The sequence below is a fragment of the Amycolatopsis sp. lyj-90 genome, assembly GCF_046549035.1.
GTDB lineage: Bacteria > Actinomycetota > Actinomycetes > Mycobacteriales > Pseudonocardiaceae > Amycolatopsis.
In genome coordinates, this window is record NZ_JAJPWP010000006.1 from 534254 (window position 1) to 551757 (window position 17504).

18 protein-coding genes and 1 pseudogene are annotated in these 17504 nt (G+C 69.6%); 4 read left to right on the forward strand and 15 right to left on the reverse strand.

Annotation, left to right across the window (positions count from 1 at the left end; translation table 11 throughout):
* Positions 1–7 precede the first annotated feature (7 nt).
* From ACLJPX_RS25775 to thyX, 3 genes are all read right to left on the reverse strand, one after another.
* Entirely contained in the window at positions 8–1510 is a 1503-nt protein-coding gene (locus ACLJPX_RS25775) for a protein kinase domain-containing protein (RefSeq protein WP_410602390.1), read from the reverse strand.
* Between the two features lie 82 nt (positions 1511–1592).
* Positions 1593–1985 (reverse strand): ACT domain-containing protein, encoded by a 393-nt coding sequence (locus tag ACLJPX_RS25780; protein WP_101606303.1) that lies wholly within the window; start codon positions 1983–1985, stop codon positions 1593–1595.
* Positions 1985–2737, reverse strand: a complete 753-nt coding sequence (gene thyX / locus ACLJPX_RS25785) for an FAD-dependent thymidylate synthase (protein WP_005156312.1) — start codon at positions 2735–2737, stop codon at positions 1985–1987. The genes ACLJPX_RS25780 and thyX overlap by 1 nt, the downstream gene beginning before the upstream one ends.
* A 132-nt stretch (positions 2738–2869) precedes the next feature.
* Here thyX and ACLJPX_RS25790 point away from each other — a divergent pair, with 132 nt between their 5' ends.
* Together ACLJPX_RS25790 and ACLJPX_RS25795 are read left to right on the forward strand one after the other, a co-directional pair.
* Positions 2870–3394, forward strand: a complete 525-nt coding sequence (locus tag ACLJPX_RS25790; RefSeq protein ID WP_101606302.1) for a toxin-antitoxin system HicB family antitoxin — start codon at positions 2870–2872, stop codon at positions 3392–3394.
* A gap of 11 nt (positions 3395–3405) precedes the next feature.
* On the forward strand, positions 3406–4320 hold the full coding sequence (locus ACLJPX_RS25795; RefSeq protein WP_101606301.1) for a DUF4097 family beta strand repeat-containing protein: 915 nt from the start codon (positions 3406–3408) through the stop codon (positions 4318–4320).
* Positions 4321–4494: 174 nt separating this feature from the next.
* Here ACLJPX_RS25795 and ACLJPX_RS25800 read toward each other — a convergent pair whose 3' ends face one another.
* On the reverse strand, positions 4495–5715 hold the full coding sequence (locus tag ACLJPX_RS25800) for a winged helix-turn-helix domain-containing protein (RefSeq protein WP_410602393.1): 1221 nt from the start codon (positions 5713–5715) through the stop codon (positions 4495–4497).
* Between the two features lie 59 nt (positions 5716–5774).
* Here ACLJPX_RS25800 and ACLJPX_RS25805 point away from each other — a divergent pair, with 59 nt between their 5' ends.
* Positions 5775–6335 (forward strand): GNAT family N-acetyltransferase, encoded by a 561-nt coding sequence (locus tag ACLJPX_RS25805; protein WP_410602395.1) that lies wholly within the window; start codon positions 5775–5777, stop codon positions 6333–6335.
* Between the two features lie 66 nt (positions 6336–6401).
* Here ACLJPX_RS25805 and ACLJPX_RS25810 read toward each other — a convergent pair.
* Positions 6402–6872: pseudogene (locus tag ACLJPX_RS25810) on the reverse strand (GtrA family protein); the annotation flags it as partial.
* Between the two features lie 86 nt (positions 6873–6958).
* Between ACLJPX_RS25810 and ACLJPX_RS25815 the strand changes: the two are divergent.
* Entirely contained in the window at positions 6959–7480 is a 522-nt protein-coding gene (locus ACLJPX_RS25815; protein WP_101606298.1) for a YqaA family protein, read from the forward strand.
* 19 nt (positions 7481–7499) lie between these two features.
* Here the strand turns inward: ACLJPX_RS25815 and ACLJPX_RS25820 are convergent, their stop codons facing one another.
* The 10 genes from ACLJPX_RS25820 to ACLJPX_RS25865 form a co-directional block, all read right to left on the reverse strand.
* Entirely contained in the window at positions 7500–7949 is a 450-nt protein-coding gene (locus tag ACLJPX_RS25820; protein ID WP_101606297.1) for a tetratricopeptide repeat protein, read from the reverse strand.
* The gene (gene dapB, locus ACLJPX_RS25825) at positions 7946–8692 is read right to left on the reverse strand and encodes a 4-hydroxy-tetrahydrodipicolinate reductase (RefSeq protein ID WP_410602398.1); all 747 of its coding nucleotides are present in this window, start codon (positions 8690–8692) and stop codon (positions 7946–7948) included. Before dapB ends, ACLJPX_RS25820 begins: the two co-directional genes overlap by 4 nt.
* A complete protein-coding gene (locus tag ACLJPX_RS25830) occupies positions 8689–10053 on the reverse strand; it encodes a M16 family metallopeptidase (RefSeq protein WP_410602400.1) in 1365 nt (454 codons plus the stop codon). Before ACLJPX_RS25830 ends, dapB begins: the two co-directional genes overlap by 4 nt.
* Positions 10054–10147: 94 nt before the next feature.
* Positions 10148–12400 (reverse strand): polyribonucleotide nucleotidyltransferase, encoded by a 2253-nt coding sequence (locus tag ACLJPX_RS25835; protein WP_410602402.1) that lies wholly within the window; start codon positions 12398–12400, stop codon positions 10148–10150.
* Positions 12401–12638: 238 nt separating this feature from the next.
* A complete protein-coding gene (rpsO, locus tag ACLJPX_RS25840; protein ID WP_003084034.1) occupies positions 12639–12908 on the reverse strand; it encodes a 30S ribosomal protein S15 in 270 nt (89 codons plus the stop codon).
* A gap of 128 nt (positions 12909–13036) precedes the next feature.
* Positions 13037–13546 (reverse strand): RNA 2',3'-cyclic phosphodiesterase, encoded by a 510-nt coding sequence (gene thpR / locus ACLJPX_RS25845; RefSeq protein ID WP_410602404.1) that lies wholly within the window; start codon positions 13544–13546, stop codon positions 13037–13039.
* Positions 13546–14025, reverse strand: a complete 480-nt coding sequence (locus ACLJPX_RS25850; RefSeq protein ID WP_076154920.1) for a helix-turn-helix domain-containing protein — start codon at positions 14023–14025, stop codon at positions 13546–13548. The genes thpR and ACLJPX_RS25850 overlap by 1 nt, the downstream gene beginning before the upstream one ends.
* A gap of 115 nt (positions 14026–14140) precedes the next feature.
* Positions 14141–15103 (reverse strand): bifunctional riboflavin kinase/FAD synthetase, encoded by a 963-nt coding sequence (locus tag ACLJPX_RS25855; RefSeq protein ID WP_410602406.1) that lies wholly within the window; start codon positions 15101–15103, stop codon positions 14141–14143.
* A 40-nt stretch (positions 15104–15143) separates the two neighbouring features.
* A complete protein-coding gene (gene truB, locus ACLJPX_RS25860; RefSeq protein WP_410602408.1) occupies positions 15144–16067 on the reverse strand; it encodes a tRNA pseudouridine(55) synthase TruB in 924 nt (307 codons plus the stop codon).
* Between the two features lie 29 nt (positions 16068–16096).
* Complete coding sequence (locus tag ACLJPX_RS25865) at positions 16097–17407, reverse strand: MFS transporter (protein ID WP_410602410.1); 1311 nt, start codon at positions 17405–17407, stop codon at positions 16097–16099.
* Between the last annotated feature and the right edge of the window lie 97 nt (positions 17408–17504).

The following is a 17504-nucleotide window of genomic DNA, read 5'->3' on the forward strand; positions in this document are numbered from 1 at the left end:
CTGTGACCTATTTGACCTTGGTCTTGATCGGCGACGGGATCTGGCTGCCGTCGGCCTTGGCGAGCAGGCAGAAGAACCCGCGGGAGTAGTTCCGATTCTCCTCGGTGGGCGGACGGAGCCATTCGGCCTCGGTCGGCACGACGGGGCGCCAGATCAGCGCCGACCGCTGCGCCGCCGGGACGGCGTTCGAGTTGAAGGTCGCCGAACACAGCGCTTCGGCGATCCGGCTGACGGCTTCGGCGCCGGGATACGCGGCTTCCTGCGCGTCGTCGTCCGAAGAGGACTCGACGTCGAGCAGGCTGCCCTTGGCGAAGACCTCCAGCAGGTGGTCCTTGTCACAGCTGATGCTGTCGGCCAGGTTGATGCCGTCTTTGAGCGGCACGTTGTAGCAGTCGCCCAAGGACGAGTCGAGTTTGACCTGTCCGTTGATGCCGTAGGTCAAAGTGGGCTGCGCCTGCTTGCTCACCTCGGGCGCGACCATCCAGCGGCCGAGGAAGATCCCGCCGACCAGCGCGCCGATCACGGCGACCGCGGCCAGGCTGAGCCACAGCGGCCGGAGGTTGCGCTTCGCCGGGGCGGGCGCGAGCCGGGTCATCGGCTGGCCGGGGTGCAGCATCGCCGTGCCGCCCGAGGGCGGGGTCGGCTGGGCCTGCACGCCCTGCGCGGCCGAGAGCAGGCTGCCCACCTGGTCGTACGACATCCGCGCTTCGGGTTTGGTGACCAGCAGGCCGAGGATCGCGGCGGCCAGCGGGCCCTGGACCCTGGTCAGGTACGGCGCCTCGGTCATGATCGCGTGCAGGGTGGCCGCGGTGGTCGACCGTTCGAACGCGACGATGCCCTCGGCGGCGAAGAACAGTGTCGTGCCCAGCGACCAGAGGTCGGATTCGGGCATCGCGTCGCGGCCTTCGACCCGTTCCGGCGCCATGAACGCGGGCGAGCCGACGATCATGCCGCTGGTGGTCAGGCGCGGGTCGTCGGCGGCGTGGGCGATGCCGAAGTCGGTGAGCTTCACCCGGCCGTCCGGCGCGACCATGATGTTCGCGGGTTTGACGTCGCGGTGCACGATCCCGGCGGCGTGCGCGGCCCGCAGCGCGGACAGCACCCGCTCCCCCACCAGCGCGACCTGCTGGGCGGGCAGGGGCCCGCGCTCGCGGACCAGATCGGCCAGCGTCGGCGCCTCGACCAGCTCCATCACGATGTAGGTGGCGCTGTTCTCGGTGACGACGTCGAACACGGTGACCACGGCCGGGTCGTTGAGGCGCCCGGCGGAGCGGACCTCGCGCAGCATCCGCTCCGTGAGCACCGAGGCGTCCTCGGGAGCGTTCGGGAACTTCAGCTCCTTGATCGCCACCTGGCGGCCGATCACCTGGTCCTGAGCGCGCCAGACGATCCCCATCCCGCCGCGGCCGAGCTCGCCCAGCAGGGCGTATCGGCCGGCGACGATCCGCGCGCCGGCGGCCTGATACGTCTGCTGGGGCGGCCCGTACGGACGGGTCTGTTCGTCGGTCAAGGTTCGGTGCTCCTTCGGTTCGCGCAGGATGCTAACTCGGACCCGTTCGCGCCCCGAAAGGTTCCTTCTCCCCGCTTCTGGATCAGACCGTGACCTCGTGCCCGGATTCTCGGAGGGCCTTCACCGCGCGTTCCAGCTCGGGGGCCCGGACCAGCACGTGGTCGGTGTCGAATGTGGAGATCGAGAACAGTGCCACCCCGGCGGCGGCCAGTTCGCTCGACAGCGCCGCGATGATGCCGGTCAGCGTGAAGGCCAGCGGCCCGCGGACCGACAGGAGCCGCCAGGCGTCCTCGACCGTGGCCCCGGCGGGCGCGAGGCCCGCCGGGCAGATCACCGACAGCTCCTCCGGCGTCCGTGTGATGGAGATCAGCACGGGCTCGCCGGGGTCGAGCAGATTCGCCGGAATCGGCGCGTCCGGGGCGAGGCGGGCGACCGCGTACTCACCGGGCCGGACGTCGATCGCGAGTCGTCGCATCAGCCCTCGAGAACCTTCGGGCTGGACGCGACCTCGGTGCCGTCGGGCAGCGCGGAGATGGTGAAGTCCGCGAACACGTTGCCCGAGGCCTTCTGCAGCTCACGCAGGCAGTCGATGGCCAGGGCGCGGATCTCGACGTCGGCGTGCTCGGTGGCGCGCATCGCGATGAAGTGGCGCCAGGCGCGGTAGTTGCCGGTGACGACGATGCGGGTCTCGGTCGCGTTCGGCAGCACGGCGCGGGCGGCCTGGCGGGCCTGCTTGCGGCGCAGGGTCGCGCTCGGCACGTCGGCGAACTTCTCCTCCAGCCCGGCGAGCAGCTCGGTGTAGGCGTCGACGGCGGCCTGCGAGGCGGCGAGGAACTTCGCGTGCAGCTCCGGGTCCTGCGCGATGACGTCGGGCTCGACGAACGCGGCGTCGCGCTCCGGGACGTAGCGCTGCGAGAGCTGCGAGTACGAGAAGTGACGGTGACGGATGAGCTCGTGCGTCAGCGACCGGGAGATGCCGGTGATGTAGAAGCTGACGGACCCGTGCTCCAGCACCGACAGGTGGCCGACGTCGATGATGTGCTCGAGGTACCCGGCGTTGGTGGCCGTCTTCGGGTTCGGCTTCTTCCAGGACTGGTAGCAGGCCCGGCCCGCGAATTCGGCCAGCGCCTCACCACCGTCGGCGTCGGTCGACCACGGTACGTCCGACGGCGGGAAGAACTCCGTCTTCGCGATCAGTTGAACCTTGGGTGACACGGTCTCGGCCACGTTCGCACTCCCTTTCGACCCCTGCTCCACGACTCCGGCAGCGTAACCGCAGCCCACTCTGACACCCCGGCGACATCACGGTGACACCACCGACTCCTTGACTGACATCAGAAGTGACGTCATAGTGGTGTCATGGATCTGACGCCGTACATCACAAGCCTTCGCGAGGACCTCGCGAACACGGCTTCGGCCGGCGACGAGCAGACGCGGCGCGCTGCCGCGCTGCTGTCGTCGGCACTGGAGCCCGCCGCCCGGTTGACCATCATGAACGCCCTGGCCGATCTGGCCGCCGAAGTGACCTCGGCGCTGCCGGGACACGTCGTCGACGTCCGGCTCGACGGCCGCGACGTGCGCGTCGTCGTCACCGGCTCCGGCGAGAGCGCCGAGCAGTCCGCGCCCCGCCACGAGGCGCCGCGGGAGACCCCGCGCGCCCCCAAGGTCGACACGGGCGACATCACCCGGATCACGCTACGCCTGTTCGAGCAGGTCAAAGGCCAGGCAGAAGCCGCGGCCGCCTCTCAGGGCGTTTCGCTGAACACGTTCGTCTCGCAAGCCGTCCAGGGGGCGCTGGGCAAGAGCGGAAGCGAGCACTGGCAGTACAAGCAGAAGCCGGGCGGCGGTGCCGGTTCGCACCTGCACGGCTGGGTCCAGGGCTGAGGGGGACGGAAATGACCGAGGAAAACATTCCCGCCGGTGAAGAGACCGTGCGCGTCGAAGAGTTCGAGGCCGAGGGCCCGATCGAGATCGACGTGAGCGTGGCCATCGGCCGGGTGACCATCGAGCTGACCGCCGAGAGCGGTGTCCACGCCGAAGTCCGCCGTGACGGCGGCGAGCAGCAGCCGTGGGTGGACGGGATGACGAGCCTGCTCAGCTGGGTCGGGGAACGCTTCGGCGACCAGCTCGGCGCCGACCCGCGGACGTCGGTGGGTGACGCACTGGCGCAGACGCGGATCGAGAAGGTCGGCAACCGGCTGGTCGTCCAGGCCCCGAAGGCCTGGCAGCTGAAGAACGTCCCGCTCGCCGTGACCGTCCGGGCACCCGCCGGTTCGCATCTGGAAGTGCGGGCCGGGGCGGCCGACGTCACGGTGACCGGTTCCGCCGGACGGGCCGACATCCTGACCGGCTCCGGCGACGTCGGCCTGGAGCGCGCCGACGGTTCGGCGATCGTCCGCACCGGCACCGGCGCCATCAAGCTCGGGCCGACCCTGTCCGGTCTGCAACTGCGCACCGGCAGCGGCTCCGTCGAAGCGTCGTCGGTGAGCGGTTCGGCCACGGTCGCGACCGGCACCGGCAATGTCTGGCTGGGCGAGGTCGCGGGCGAGGTCCTGGCGCGCACCGGCAGCGGCGATCTCTCGGTGGCGGACGCCGCCTCCGGATCGCTGGAGCTGACCACCGGCTCGGGCGAGGTCCGGGTCGGGATCCGCGGCGGGGTCGCCGCCGAGATCGACCTTTCGTCGACGACGGGGTCGGTGTCGAGCGAGCTGGATGTCGCGGAGAGCGCGCCTTCGGAAGGTGACGTCGTGCTGAAGGTTCGGGCGCGGACCGGTACCGGCGACGCGGTGGTGACCAGCGCGGCCAGGTAAGGCCGCGGACTGCAGGGGGATCGGGGGACCTTTGCTCTCACTTTTCCACGGGGGTGGGAGCAAAGGTCCCTTGCTTCGTTTCTGGGTCACCGTAAGTGCTATGAAAGGCCCGTTACTTGCAAAATTTGCAAGTAACGGGCCTTTCATAGCACTTACGCGAGGGAGAACCGGACCTCAGCGCACGAGGCGCGAGAGCACGGGAGCGAGGTCGCCCCGCTCCCCCACCACGACCCCGTCCAGCCCCTGCCATTCCGCCATCAGCCGCAGTTCCCCCGCCAGTTCGCTCGCGACTCGCGCGACGTCCACCCCGGGCTCCGCGAAGGCGCCCTGGACGCGAAGCACTCCGGCGGCCCGATCGCATTTGAGGTCCACGCGACCGACGAGCTCGCCGTCGAGAAGGAACGGGAACACGTAGTAGCCGTAGATCCGCTTCGGCTCGGGGACGTAGATCTCGATGCGGTAGAAGAAGTCGAAGATGCGCTCGGTCCGGGCGCGTTCCCAGATCAGCGGGTCGAACGGCGACAGCAGCGCGCGACCGGTGACCGTGCGAGGCGCCTTCGCCGCGACGTGCCGGTACGCCGGCGCGGGCCAGCCGTCCACGATCACCGGTTCCAGCACGCCCGCGTCGACCAGTTCGGCCACCGCCCGCTTGCTGACGTCGGGGCCGAGCCGGTAGTAGTCCCGCAGGTCCGGTTCGGTGCCGATGCCCAGCGCGATGGCCGCGCGGGTGATCAGCTCGCGGGCGCCTTCCTCCGGGCTCACCCGCAGCGACAGGATCTCCGGCGGCACGACGCGTTCAGTCAGGTCGTACAGGCGCTCGAACGACCGCCGGGTGCCGGTGGTCAGCTGCCCCATGCCGAAAAGCCACTCGCAGGCCTTCTTGACCTCCGACCGCTCCCACCACGAGCCGGGCTTGTAGCCACCCGAGTTGCTTTCCAAGGCCCGCTCGATGCCGCCCGCGCCGATCGGCCCCTGTTCCTTGACCACGGCGAGGATGTCGTCCACCAGCTGCGGCGTCTGCTCCAGTACGCGCGCGTAATTCGTCCACCAGCCCATGCGTTTCGCCCCGGAACGCAGGAGCGGCCAGTCCGCCACCGGCAGCAGACTCGCCTCGTGCGCCCAGGATTCGACCAGCATCCGGGGCTTACGGGCGGAATGGGACCAGGCCGCGTCGTCCACCAGCGTGGGTTCGTACGCGCCGAGACGGGAGAAGATCGGCATGTAGTGCGCGCGGACCGCGACGTTCACCGAGTCCAGCTGCAGCAACTGGGTTCGCGACAGCACGCGCTGCAGATGCCGTCTGCTCACCGCGCCACTGGGACGCGCGTCGGCGAACCCTTGCGCGGCCAGGGCGATCCGGCGCGCGACCGGCCCGCTGATGGTCGTAGTGCTCATCGTTCGCATGGTGCCATCCGCCACCGACAGTTTCCGGCGCTCCCACTACATTGCCCATCATGGCCGTCGCCGAAGTCCGCCCCGCCGTCGTTTCCGACGCTCCCGAGATCGCCCGCATCCAACGCGACACCTGGCGAAGCGCGTACACGGAGCTGCTCGGCGAAGCGGCTGTCGCCGAGCTCGACGTCGTGGAACTCGAGAAGACCTGGGCCGAAACGATCGAGTACCCGGGAACGCGCGTCTTCGTCGCCACCGAAGGCGAGTTCACCGTCGGCTTCTGTGTCGCGGGCCGGGCTCCGGAGAGCGAGGTGGCCGCCGCCGACGGATCGCTGCCCGACGACGCCTCGACGACGGCGCTCGTCGCCTCGCTGCTGGTCGAACCGCGCTGGGGACGGCGCGGGCACGCGGGGCGGCTGCTGGCGAACGCGTCCGCCTGGCTGCGCGAGGACGGCGCCACGCGCGGGATCAGCTGGGTCGCCCAGACCGATCACGCGTCACTGGGCTTCTTCCGCCGCGCGGGCTGGTCCCCCGACGGAACCGTCCGCATCCTCGACACCGGAAGCACGAACGTGCGCGAGGTCCGGCTCACCGGCACCCTCGCCCTCGAGCTCGCTCCCTGACTTCGCGAACACGACCCAGCGCATCACCGAGTACATGAAGACGCCTTCGCAGGCCCCGGCGATCAGCCGCGACAGACGGTAGTCGACGCCCAACGCGGCGAGTCCCGCGCCGACGCCGAGCAGGAACGCCAGGTAGTTGACGACGATCGCGACGACGTACAGCGCCGCCTGCTTGCCGACGGGCGCGTGCGAGCGGAAGTTCATGCTGCGGTTCAGCACGAAGCTCAGCCCGAACGCCGTCGCGTACGCGAGCGTGATCGCCAGCCACACCGGCAGGCCGAGCCAGCCGCGCAGCAGCACGAGCAGAAGCAGGTCGACCCCGAAGGTGAACCCGTTGATGAGCGCGAAACCGAGGAAACTCGGCGCCACCAGCCGGGAAAGCCCGAAGGGGAGGCGCCGGACCACGGCCGCGCAGAAGTCGGCGAAGCGATCCGCGAAACCCTTGCCGCGGACCGCGTCGTGCACGTCGGCCACGGATTCAGCATGGCAGCGGCAGGTGGCCGCGAGCCGACCGGCAGGTGATCTTCTGGTGCGCACCCGAGGCCGGTAACGGGGGCTGGCCCCAGTGCGACCGGTAATTCAGCTGATAACTTGGAGAAGACGAAGATAACGGGGAGGCAACGATGGTGGGCTGGTTGCTCCTGTCGTTCGGCGTCGCCTTCGGTTCCGCGATCCTCCCCATCGTCAGCATCGAGATGTTCCTCATCGGCCTGTGCGCGAGTGAGCCGACACTGCCGTGGCTGTTGCTCGGCGCCGTCGTCGCGGCCGGTCAGGTCGGTGGGAAGACGCTCTACTACCTGGCCGCGAAGGGCACGATCAAGCTGCCGAAACCCCTGCACGACCGGCTGCACCGGGAACGGCCGCCCACCCCGCGCCGGGAAAGATGGCGGGCCCGCACCAAGAAGATGCGTGCCCGGCTCGACGCCCTTCGCGAGCGCTGTCACCGGCATCCGCACTGGATGGCGGGCACCTACGGGGTGAGCTCGGTCGTCGGGCTGCCGCCGTACATGGCCACGAGTGTGCTCGCGGGCCTGGTGAAGATGCCGCTGGCGAGCTTCCTGGCCACGGGTTTCCTGGGCCGCTGGCTGCGGTTCAGCCTGCTGGCCGCCTCCCCCGCCCTGTTCGCGGGCTGGTTCCACTACTGAACCGCCCGCGTTTAGTCCTCTAGTTGCGGGAGGTCGCTTCCAGCTCGACGGCGCGGCGCATCGTGGCGCGGGCCCGTTTCCGGTCCCCCGCGATCTCGTACGCGTAGGCCAGCCGGTACCAGACGCGCCAATTCTCCTGATCCGCCTCGACCTCGGCCCGGCGCTCGTCGAACCAGGCGTCCGCGGCGTCGCGATCCACCCGGCCCGAAGGCCGCCGGGGCAGATCGGACACGTCGGGCAGGCCGCCTTCTTCGTCCAGCCGCCGCGAAAGCCGCTGGATCTGGACGCCGGAACGCCAGGTGGTCACGATGATCCAGATCCCGAGCAGCGGCAGCAGCAGGACACCGATGCCGAAGATCACCGGCACCGTCTCGCCGGTGCCCAGCAGCGCGATCCCGCGGCCGGCCAGCAGCACGACGTAGATCGCGAGCGCCGCCGTCATCACCAGCGCGAAATTGCGGGCCCTCACAGGTCGAGGATGTTCTCGAGACCGACCGTCAGGCCGGGCCGCGTGAGCACCGAGCGCACGCCGAGCAGCACCCCCGGCATGAACGACGTGCGGTGCAGCGAGTCGTGCCGGATGGTGAGGGTCTCCCCCTCGCCGCCGAACAGGATCTCCTCGTGCGCCACCAGGCCGGGCAGCCGGACGGAGTGCACGCGGACGTTCTCGACGAGCGCGCCGCGGGCACCGTCCACTTCGGACGTCGTCGCGTCTTCGCCCGGTTCGAGCCCGGCTTCCGCGCGGGCCTCGCCGATCAGCCGGGCGGTGTGCGCGGCGGTGCCGGACGGCGCGTCGGCCTTGCGGTTGTGGTGCAGTTCGATGACTTCGGCCGAGTTGTAGAAGCGCGCCGCCTGCTGGGCGAAGCGCATCGCCAGCACCGCGCCGAGGGCGAAGTTCGGCGCGATGAGGACGCCGAGCGACGGGTCGGCGGCGAGCCAGGAGCCCAGCTTCTCCAGCCGTTCCCCGCTGAAGCCGGTGGTGCCGACGACCGCGTGGATCCCGTTGCCGGTCAGGAACTCCAGGTTGTCCATCACCGCGTCGGGATGGGTGAAGTCGACGACGACCTGCGCCTGCTTGAGCGCCGAGAAGTCGTCCCCGGCGTCGAGCGCGGCGACGAGTTCCATGTCGTCGGCGCCGTTGACGGCGTTGACCACTTCCTGGCCCATCCGGCCGCGTGCGCCCAGCACGCCGACGCGAATTCCAGCGGTCATGATGCGATCACCTCGTGCAGATCGTCCGGCAGGTCGTCGGCGTGAGCGTACGGCCCGACCACCGCCGCCGCCGACACGCCACCAGGGCGGTGCAGCAGAGTGCGAGCGAGCGCACAGACCTCTTCGGTGGTGACGGCGTCGATCCGCGCCACCGTGTCGTCGACGCCGAGATACCGGCCGTAGTTCAGTTCGTTCTTGCCGATCCGCGACATCCGCGACGAGGTGTCTTCGAGGCCGAGCACGAGCCCGCCCCGCAACTGCCCCTTCGCGCGCGCGACCTCGGCTTCGCTCAGCCCGTCCTTGCCGACGAGTTCGAGCACCTCGCGGATCACTCCGGCGACCTCGCCGAGCTTCTCCGGCTGACAGCCCGCGTACACGGCCATGTGCCCGGCGTCGGCGTAGCTCGCGACGGACGAGTACACCTGGTACGCCAGCCCGCGCTTCTCGCGGACCTCCTGGAACAGGCGCGAACTCATCCCGCCGCCGAGCGCGGCGTTGAGCACCGACTGCGCGAACCGCCGTTCGTCGTGGCGCGGCAGCGACCGCAGGCCGAGCATCACGTGCGCCTGCTCGGTGTCGTCGGTGTGCAGCGCGAGTTTCGGCGCCAGCACGATCCGCGCCCGCCCGCCGCGCGGCGCCACCGGTGTCGCCGTCCCGGTCAGGCGGTTCCGCAAAGCCTTGCGCACCAAGCGAAGCACCTGGCCGTGCTCGATGTTCCCGGCGACCGCGAGCACCATCCGCGGCAGCGTGTAGCGGCGACGGTAGAACCCGCGCAACGCCGACGCGGACATCTCGATGATGGACTTCTCGCTGCCCAGCACCGGACGGCCCAGCGCGTGATCGCCCAGGATCGCGCCGACGAACGTCTCGTGCAGCAGGTCTTCGGGGTCGTCGTCGCGCATCGAGATCTCTTCGAGCACGACACTGCGCTCGGTCTCGACGTCCTTGTCCGTGCACAGCGCCTCGAACACGACGTCGGTGACGAGGTCCATCGCGAGCGGCAGGTCCTCGTCGAGCACCTGCGCGTAGTAGCAGGTGTGTTCCTTCGCGGTGAACGCGTTGAACTCCCCGCCGACCGCGTCGATCTCCTCGGCGATCTGGGTGGCGTCACGGTTCGTGGTGCCCTTGAACAGCAGGTGTTCGAGGTAGTGCGCCGCGCCCTCGACCGACGACGGCTCGTCCCGCGATCCGACGCCGACCCACAGCCCGACCGTCACCGACCGGGAGGCGGGGACGTGCTCGGTGATGACCCGGAGGCCACCGGCCAGCACGCTGCGCTTGACCACCGCGCCGTCCGGAGTGGACTCGAGGGTGCGGGTGCTGCCGACGGGCTGTTCGTGCCCGGAAACCTGACGAGCCAACGGATCCCTTACTCACATGTCATGAAAGGGTCGTTCAGGACGAAAATGTCCTGAACGACCCTTTCATGACGTTTCACAACGTACGTTGCCGGTCCTACTGAGCGTCGGCCTTCGGAGCGTCGGCGCTCTCGGCGGGCTTCTCGGCCGCGGCGGCGTCTTCCTCCTGGACCACGATCAGGCTGATCTTGCCGCGGTTGTCGATGTCGGCGATCTCGACGCGGAGCTTGTCGCCCACGTTGACCACGTCTTCGACCTTGGCGATCCGCTTGCCGTTGCCCAGCTTGGAGATGTGCACCAGGCCGTCCTTGCCCGGCAGCAGCGAGACGAACGCGCCGAACGCGGCCGTCTTCACCACGGTGCCGAGGAAGCGCTCACCGACCTTGGGCAGCTGCGGGTTGGCGATGGCGTTGATCTTGTCGATCGCCGCCTCCGCCGACGGGCCGTCGGCCGCGCCCACGTAGATCGTGCCGTCGTCCTCGATGGAGATGTCGGCGCCGGTCTCCTCGGTGATCGAGTTGATCATCTTGCCCTTCGGGCCGATGACCTCGCCGATCTTGTCCACCGGGATCTTCACGCTGGTGACGCGCGGGGCGTACGGGCTCATCTCGTCCGGGCCGTCGATCGCCTCGGCGATGACCTCCAGGATGGTGAGGCGAGCGTCCTTCGCCTGCTTCAGCGCGGCCGCGAGGACCTCCGACGGGATGCCGTCGAGCTTCGTGTCGAGCTGCAGCGCGGTGATGATGTCCTTGGTGCCGGCGACCTTGAAGTCCATGTCGCCCATGGCGTCTTCGGCACCGAGGATGTCGGTCAGCGCGACGTAGCGGGTCTCGCCGTCGACCTCGTCGGAGATGAGGCCCATGGCGATGCCGGCGACCGGCGCCTTCAGCGGGACACCCGCGTTCAGCAGGCCCATGGTCGACGCGCAGACCGAGCCCATCGAGGTGGAGCCGTTGGAGCCCAGCGCCTCGGAGACCTGGCGGATCGCGTACGGGAACTCGTCACGCTTCGGCAGGACCGGGACCAGGGCGCGCTCGGCGAGCATGCCGTGGCCGATCTCGCGCCGCTTCGGCGAACCGACGCGGCCGGTCTCGCCGGTGGAGAACGGCGGGAAGTTGTAGTGGTGCAGGTACCGCTTCGTGGTCTCCGGGGAGAGCGAGTCGATCTGCTGCTCCATGCGGAGCATGTTCAGCGTGGTGACGCCCAGGATCTGGGTCTCGCCACGCTCGAACAGCGCGGAACCGTGCGCACGCGGGATCACGGCGACCTCGGCGGCGAGCGACCGGATGTCGGTCAGGCCGCGGCCGTCCATGCGGATCTTGTCCGTGAGGACGCGCTTGCGCATGATCTTCTTCGACAGCGACTTGAAGGCCGCGCCGATCTCCTTCTCACGGCCCTGGAAGGCTTCGCCCTCGCCCAGGCCGATCTTCTCCAGCACCGCGGCCTTGACCTGGTCGGTCGCGTTGTCGCGGTCCTGCTTGCCCGCGATGGTCAGGGCGTTCGCGAGGTCGTCGGTCGCGATGGCGGCGACGGCGTCGAAGGCGTCCTGCTCGAAGGCCAGGAAGACCGGGAACTCGCCGGTCGGCTTGGCGGCGACGTCGGCCAGCTGCTGCTGGGCCTCACACAGCACCTTGATGAACGGCTTCGAGGCTTCGAGGCCCTCGGCGACGGCGATCTCGTCGGGCGACTTGCCGCCGTCGGCGATCAGGTCGAGCGTCTTGTCGGTGGCCTCGGCCTCGACCATCATGATCGCGACGTCGTCACCGACGATGCGGCCGGCGACCACCATGTTGAAGGTGGCGTCTTCCAGCTGCTTCCAGGTCGGGAACGCGACCCACTGGCCCTCGATCAGCGCGACGCGGACGCCGCCGACCGGGCCCGAGAACGGCAGGCCGGCGATCTGCGTCGAGGCCGAAGCCGCGTTGATCGCGAGCACGTCGTACGGGTCGTCCGGGTTGAGGCTCTGGACGGTGATGACGACCTGGATCTCGTTGCGGAGACCGTCGGTGAACGACGGGCGCAGCGGCCGGTCGATCAGGCGGCAGGTCAGGATCGCGTCGGTCGACGGGCGACCCTCGCGACGGAAGAACGCGCCGGGGATGCGTCCGGCGGCGTACATCCGCTCCTCGACGTCCACGGTCAGCGGGAAGAAGTCGAAGTGGTCCTTCGGGTGCTTCGACGCGGTGGTCGCCGAGAGCAGCATGGTCTCTTCGTCGAGGTACGCGACGACGGCGCCGGCGGCCTGACGGGCCAGGCGGCCGGTCTCGAAGCGGACGGTGCGGGTGCCGAAACGGCCGTTGTCGATCACGGCTTCGGTTTCGTGCACGGTGACTCCGGTGGAGTCGGTCATAGGGTGTATCTCCTCTTTTGATCCTCTGTAACGGCGCGAGTCTCCCACCCTGGGACCTGTTTCGCCTGCGGACGCTCGAGGAGTGAGGCCGGTCTTCGATCGAAGCCCCCGGGCCGTTGCCCGGGAACCACTACCGAGGACCGGCGGACGGTTCCTCGTGCGCGCTCGCGCCGCGTGAATTCTTTGTTCTTAAACCGAGGGGGAGCGACCGTCGTGGTCACTCCCCCTCGGGTTCAAGCTATCGGCGGAGGCCGAGACGCTGGATCAGCGCACGGTAACGCTCGATGTCCACCTTCATCACGTAGTTCAGCAGCCGGCGGCGACGGCCGACCAGCAGCAGGAGCCCGCGACGGGAGTGGTGGTCGTGCTTGTGAGCCTTGAGGTGCTCGGTGAGGCCGACGATGCGCTTGGTCAGCAGCGCGACCTGGGCCTCGGGGGATCCGGTGTCCGAGTCGTGCACGCCGTACTCGGCAAGGATCGACTTCTTCTCTTCGGTGGACAAAGCCACAGTGGTGCTCCTAGATATTCTGTGCCGTGCGGCCCGGACGATCGATCACGCCGGGTGAGACGGTCACGGCCGCCACGGACTGCAGCCGGACCCAATCATCGAGGTTACCAGCCTCGTGATCAGCGGCTTCAGGCGCGGGCGTGGTGCAACTCGTACGACCGGATCACCCGGTAGTGCGCGACATCGTGCTCACGGTCACTGCGGATCAGCACGGCTTCGGTCGCCGTCCAAGTTCTGCTGGTGAACCCGGCCAGCCGCTCCTCCCACGCGCTCGCGGCTTCCGGCCGGTCGCGGGGGAAGCGGGCCAGTGTCAGGTGGGCCACATAGGGCCTGCCTTCACTCTCCGCGCCGGCCTTCAGGGCCAGCTCGTGGAGCCCGGTTCCGGACACACTCAACCACAGCACCCCGGGGAATGTCGCGGCCTTTTCCAGCCGGACGTCGACCGGGCCCGCGTCCGCCAGTCGTCCGGCGAGCCGATCGCCCCGGTCGTCCGCGTCGTCCTCGCCGTAGAAACCGAGGGTGACGTGCCAGTGTTCCCGCCGCGACCAGCGCAGATCGCCGTCTTCGGGGGCACCCAGCGCCTCGGCGATCTCGTCGAGGACGTCGTCCGGCGGGATCAGGGCACTGAAGAGGTTCATCAGGAGTTCTTGGCCGCCCGGCGCAGCAGATCCGCGAGGGACGGGAAATCGTCGTCGAGCAGCTTCGCGGCTTCGGTGAGGTCTTCGTCCTCGCCGATGTCCCGCAGCGCCGCGAGCACACCCTGGTCGTCGGCGACGGCACCGACCGGGATGCTGTCACGGCCCACCGTCGGCCGTGAGTCGCGGACGTCCTCGAGTGCCTCCTGCATGGCCTTCCGGTCCCCCGCGGCGACCGCCGGGACCAGCACCTTGCGCTCCAGCATGATCATCTTGGCGAGGACGACCGGGTTGCCGATCTTCGCGCGGCGGCCGCTCATCACCTGGCTGAGCATGGGCGCGCTGATGCCGAGAACCTCGGCGAGGAAGGCCTGGGAGATGTCGAACGCGACGACCAGTCTCCGCACGCGATCGCCGAGCGGCTCCCCGTACCACTCCCTCTGCAGCGCGATGTTCCGCTGGACGATCTTGTGGTCCTCCACCTGGTCCGCTCCCCTAACCCCGTCGAACGCCATGCGCGGTCCGTGACATCTTGCCACCGGACCGCGTCCCGACGGGCGTGTTTGTCGATTGTCATCCGGCCAAGGCCGGCTCCGGTCAGTCCTGCCCGCCGAGCAGTTCCCTGGTCCGGAGGACGTCTTCGTCGATCTGCTTCACCAGACCTTCCGACGTCGAGAAACGGACCTGGTCCCGCAGCTTGGCGACGAAATCGAGCGAAACGTGCTGTCCGTAGAAGTCTTCGTCGATGTCGAGGACGAACGCCTCGACGGTGCGTTCCCGCCCCGAGAAGGTCGGATTGGTCCCGACCGACACCGCGGCGCGCAGCCGGTGCCCAAGATCCGACGAACGGGTGAACCAGGCGCCGTAGACCCCGTCGGCGGGCACCGCGGCGAAACGTGGCGTCGACAGGTTCGCCGTCGGGTAGCCGAGATCGTGTCCCCGGCCGTCACCCCGGACGACGATGCCCTCCAGCCGGTGCGGCCTGCCGAGCGCCTCGGACGCCGCGACGACGTCCCCGGCGTCGATGCACGAGCGGACGTAGGTCGAGGAGAAGGTGATCTCGTTCTCCGTCTGCTGCTGCGCGAGCAGCCCCTGCAGTTCCGCGCCGTGCGCCACGAAACCGAACCGCTTCCCCAGTGTGCGCAGGAGAGTCACGTCACCGGCGGCCTTGGCGCCGAAGGTGAAGTTCTCCCCCACGATCACCGCGGCCGCGTGCAGTTTGTCCACCAGGACCTCGTGCACGAACTCGTGCGCCGTCAGCCTGGACAGTTCGAGCGTGAACGGCAGCACACAGAAGACGTCGGCGCCCAGGCCCTCGACCAGTTCCGCCTTGCGGCGCAACGTGGTCAGCTGCGCGGGATGGCTGCCCGGCCGGATCACCTCCGACGGATGCGGGTCGAAGGTCAGCACCACACTCGGCACCCCGCGGTCGGCGGCGGCACGGACCGTCCTCGAGATCAGCTCCTGATGCCCGCGGTGCACGCCGTCGAAGACGCCGATCGTCACCACGCACCGTCCCCAGCTCCCGGGAAGGTCACCCAAACCACGCCAACGCTGCACTTGTAGCCCCGTCTCCTCCAGGCCCGCTTCGTGCACCACCCTAGGCGGGCAGCAACACGACCACCGAGCGGGCCAGTTCCCCTTCGTCGGCGGCGAGCGCGAGCACCTTGCCGTCCGGTCCGAACATCCCGTAGGTCCCCTCGATCCCGGCCGCGGGCACCCTCTGTCCATATCGGACCGACTGCGCCATGCGGGCGTCCAGGTCGCGGCGCGGGAACGCGGCGGCGACGGCGGCGTCGAGGTCCAGTGACAGTTCCGGCTCGGCTTCGAGCTGGTCGAGAGTACGGGCCTTGGCGAGCGTGAACGGCCCGACCGTGGTGCGCCGCAACGCGCGCAGATGCCCGCCGACGCCCAGTCCCGCCCCGAGGTCGCGGGCCAGCGCCCGGACGTAGGTCCCGGACGAACACTCGACGACGGCGTCGAGTTCGATCCGGCCCGCTTCGCGGCGGGTGGCGAGCAGATCGAAGCGGTGCACGGTGACCGGACGCGGCGGGATCACGACCTCCTCGCCGGCGCGGACGCGGGCGTACGCGCGCTTCCCGTCGATCTTGACCGCGCTGACCGCGCTCGGCACCTGCTGGATGTCGCCGGACAGCGCGGCGATCCCGGCGGCGATCGCGTCGTCGGTGATCTTCTCGACGTCTTCCGGGGAGGCTTCGGCGATCGGCTCGCCCTCGGCGTCGTCGGTCGTGGTCGACAGTCCCAAGGAGAGGGTCGCGAGGTAGGTCTTGCGGTCCAGCGCCAGGTGGCCGAGGAGTTTCGTCGCGCGTTCGATGCCGAGCACCAGGACGCCGGTGGCCATCGGGTCGAGGGTGCCGGCGTGCCCGACCTTGCGGGTGCCCATGAAGCGCCGCGCCCTGGCGACGACGTCGTGGGAGGTCATCCCGGACGGCTTGTCCACGATGACGAGACCGGGCGGCGGGGCTGGACGTTTCTTGGCGGGGGCTTGATTGGGGCGCGACACGGGCCGAACCCTATCTTTCGGGCCCGTCCCTAGGACGAGACGGGCAGCGGCGCTTCGGCGTCCCAGCGGCGGCGCCGGATCTGCACCGGGATCTCCTCGCCGCGCGCCTCGGCTTCGAACAGCACGGCGCGGGTGCGCCGCCACCACACGAGCATCCGGAAGGTGCCCAGCGCGAGCACCGCGATGACCGACAGCAGCGCCAGCCGGAACGCGCCACCGGTCCACTCCAGCAGGACACCGACCGCGAGCGCCGAGATCGTCGTGGCCACGAACCCGCCGACGTTCACGACACCGGTCGCGGTGCCGACGCGCGAGAGCGGGTTGTAGTCCCGTGCCAGCGCGAAGCCGATCATCGAGGCTGGGCCGCCGAGGGAAAGGAAGGCGAACGCGGGGACCAGGACCGCGACCGGGGTCGTCCCGCCCCAGCCGAGCAGGACCGCCCAGATCACCGCGGCGACGCCGATGTACCCGCCGACGAGCGGCATCCGCAGCGACGGGCGCCGTCCGATCAGGCCGCCGATGAACGGGCCGCCGATCATCGAGCCGAACACGAACACGATCAGCAGCGAACTCGCGGTGGACTTCGGATACCCCTGTCCCTGCACCAGGAACGGGACACCCCACAGCATGGTCAGCACGTTGGGCGCGAACATCGTGCTGAAGTGGACCCAGAATCCCAGCCTGGTCCCGGGGGTCCGCCACGCCTCGGCGACCTGGCGGCCGAGCACCTTCGGGTGCACCCTTCCGCGCACGGGCTCCGGCTCGCCGGGCGGGGAGTCCTTGACGCGAAGGGCGACGACGGCGGCGTACAGCGCCGTCACCAGGCCGACGGCGAGGAACGTCGGGGTCCAGCCGGGACCGTCGAGCAGCAGGCCGAGCGGGACGGTCGCGGCGAGGTTGCCGACGTACCCGATGGCCCCGGTCAGCGCGGCGAGCAGGGCGTACTGGCGGCCGGGGAAATGCGCGGCGATCAGCCGCATGATGCTCACGAACGTCAGCGCGTCGCCGAAGCCGACGACACCCCGCGCGACCAGGCCGAGCGGGTAGGAACCGGCGATCGCGAGCAGGATCTGGCCGAGGCCGAGGAAGAACACGGCGGCGGTGAGCACGCGGCGCGGGCCGTAGCGGTCGACCAGGACGCCGGTGGGGATCTGCATCGCCGCGTAGACGCCGACCTGCAGGACGGTGAACGTGCCGAGCGCGGCCGCGCCGACGCCGAAGCGGTCGGCGGCCTGCAGCCCGGCGACGCCGAACGAGGTGCGGTGGAAGACGGCGAGGAGGTAGACGGTGACGGCGGCGAACCAGATGAACCAGGACCGGCGGGTGGCTCGGCCTGTCACAGTGTTTCCTCCTCGAGAACGGTTCGGGCAAGTTGAAGACGCCCGCACTGCCGTCTCATATAGTTGTAGCTCCTAAGCAATGGCGAAACATACCCGT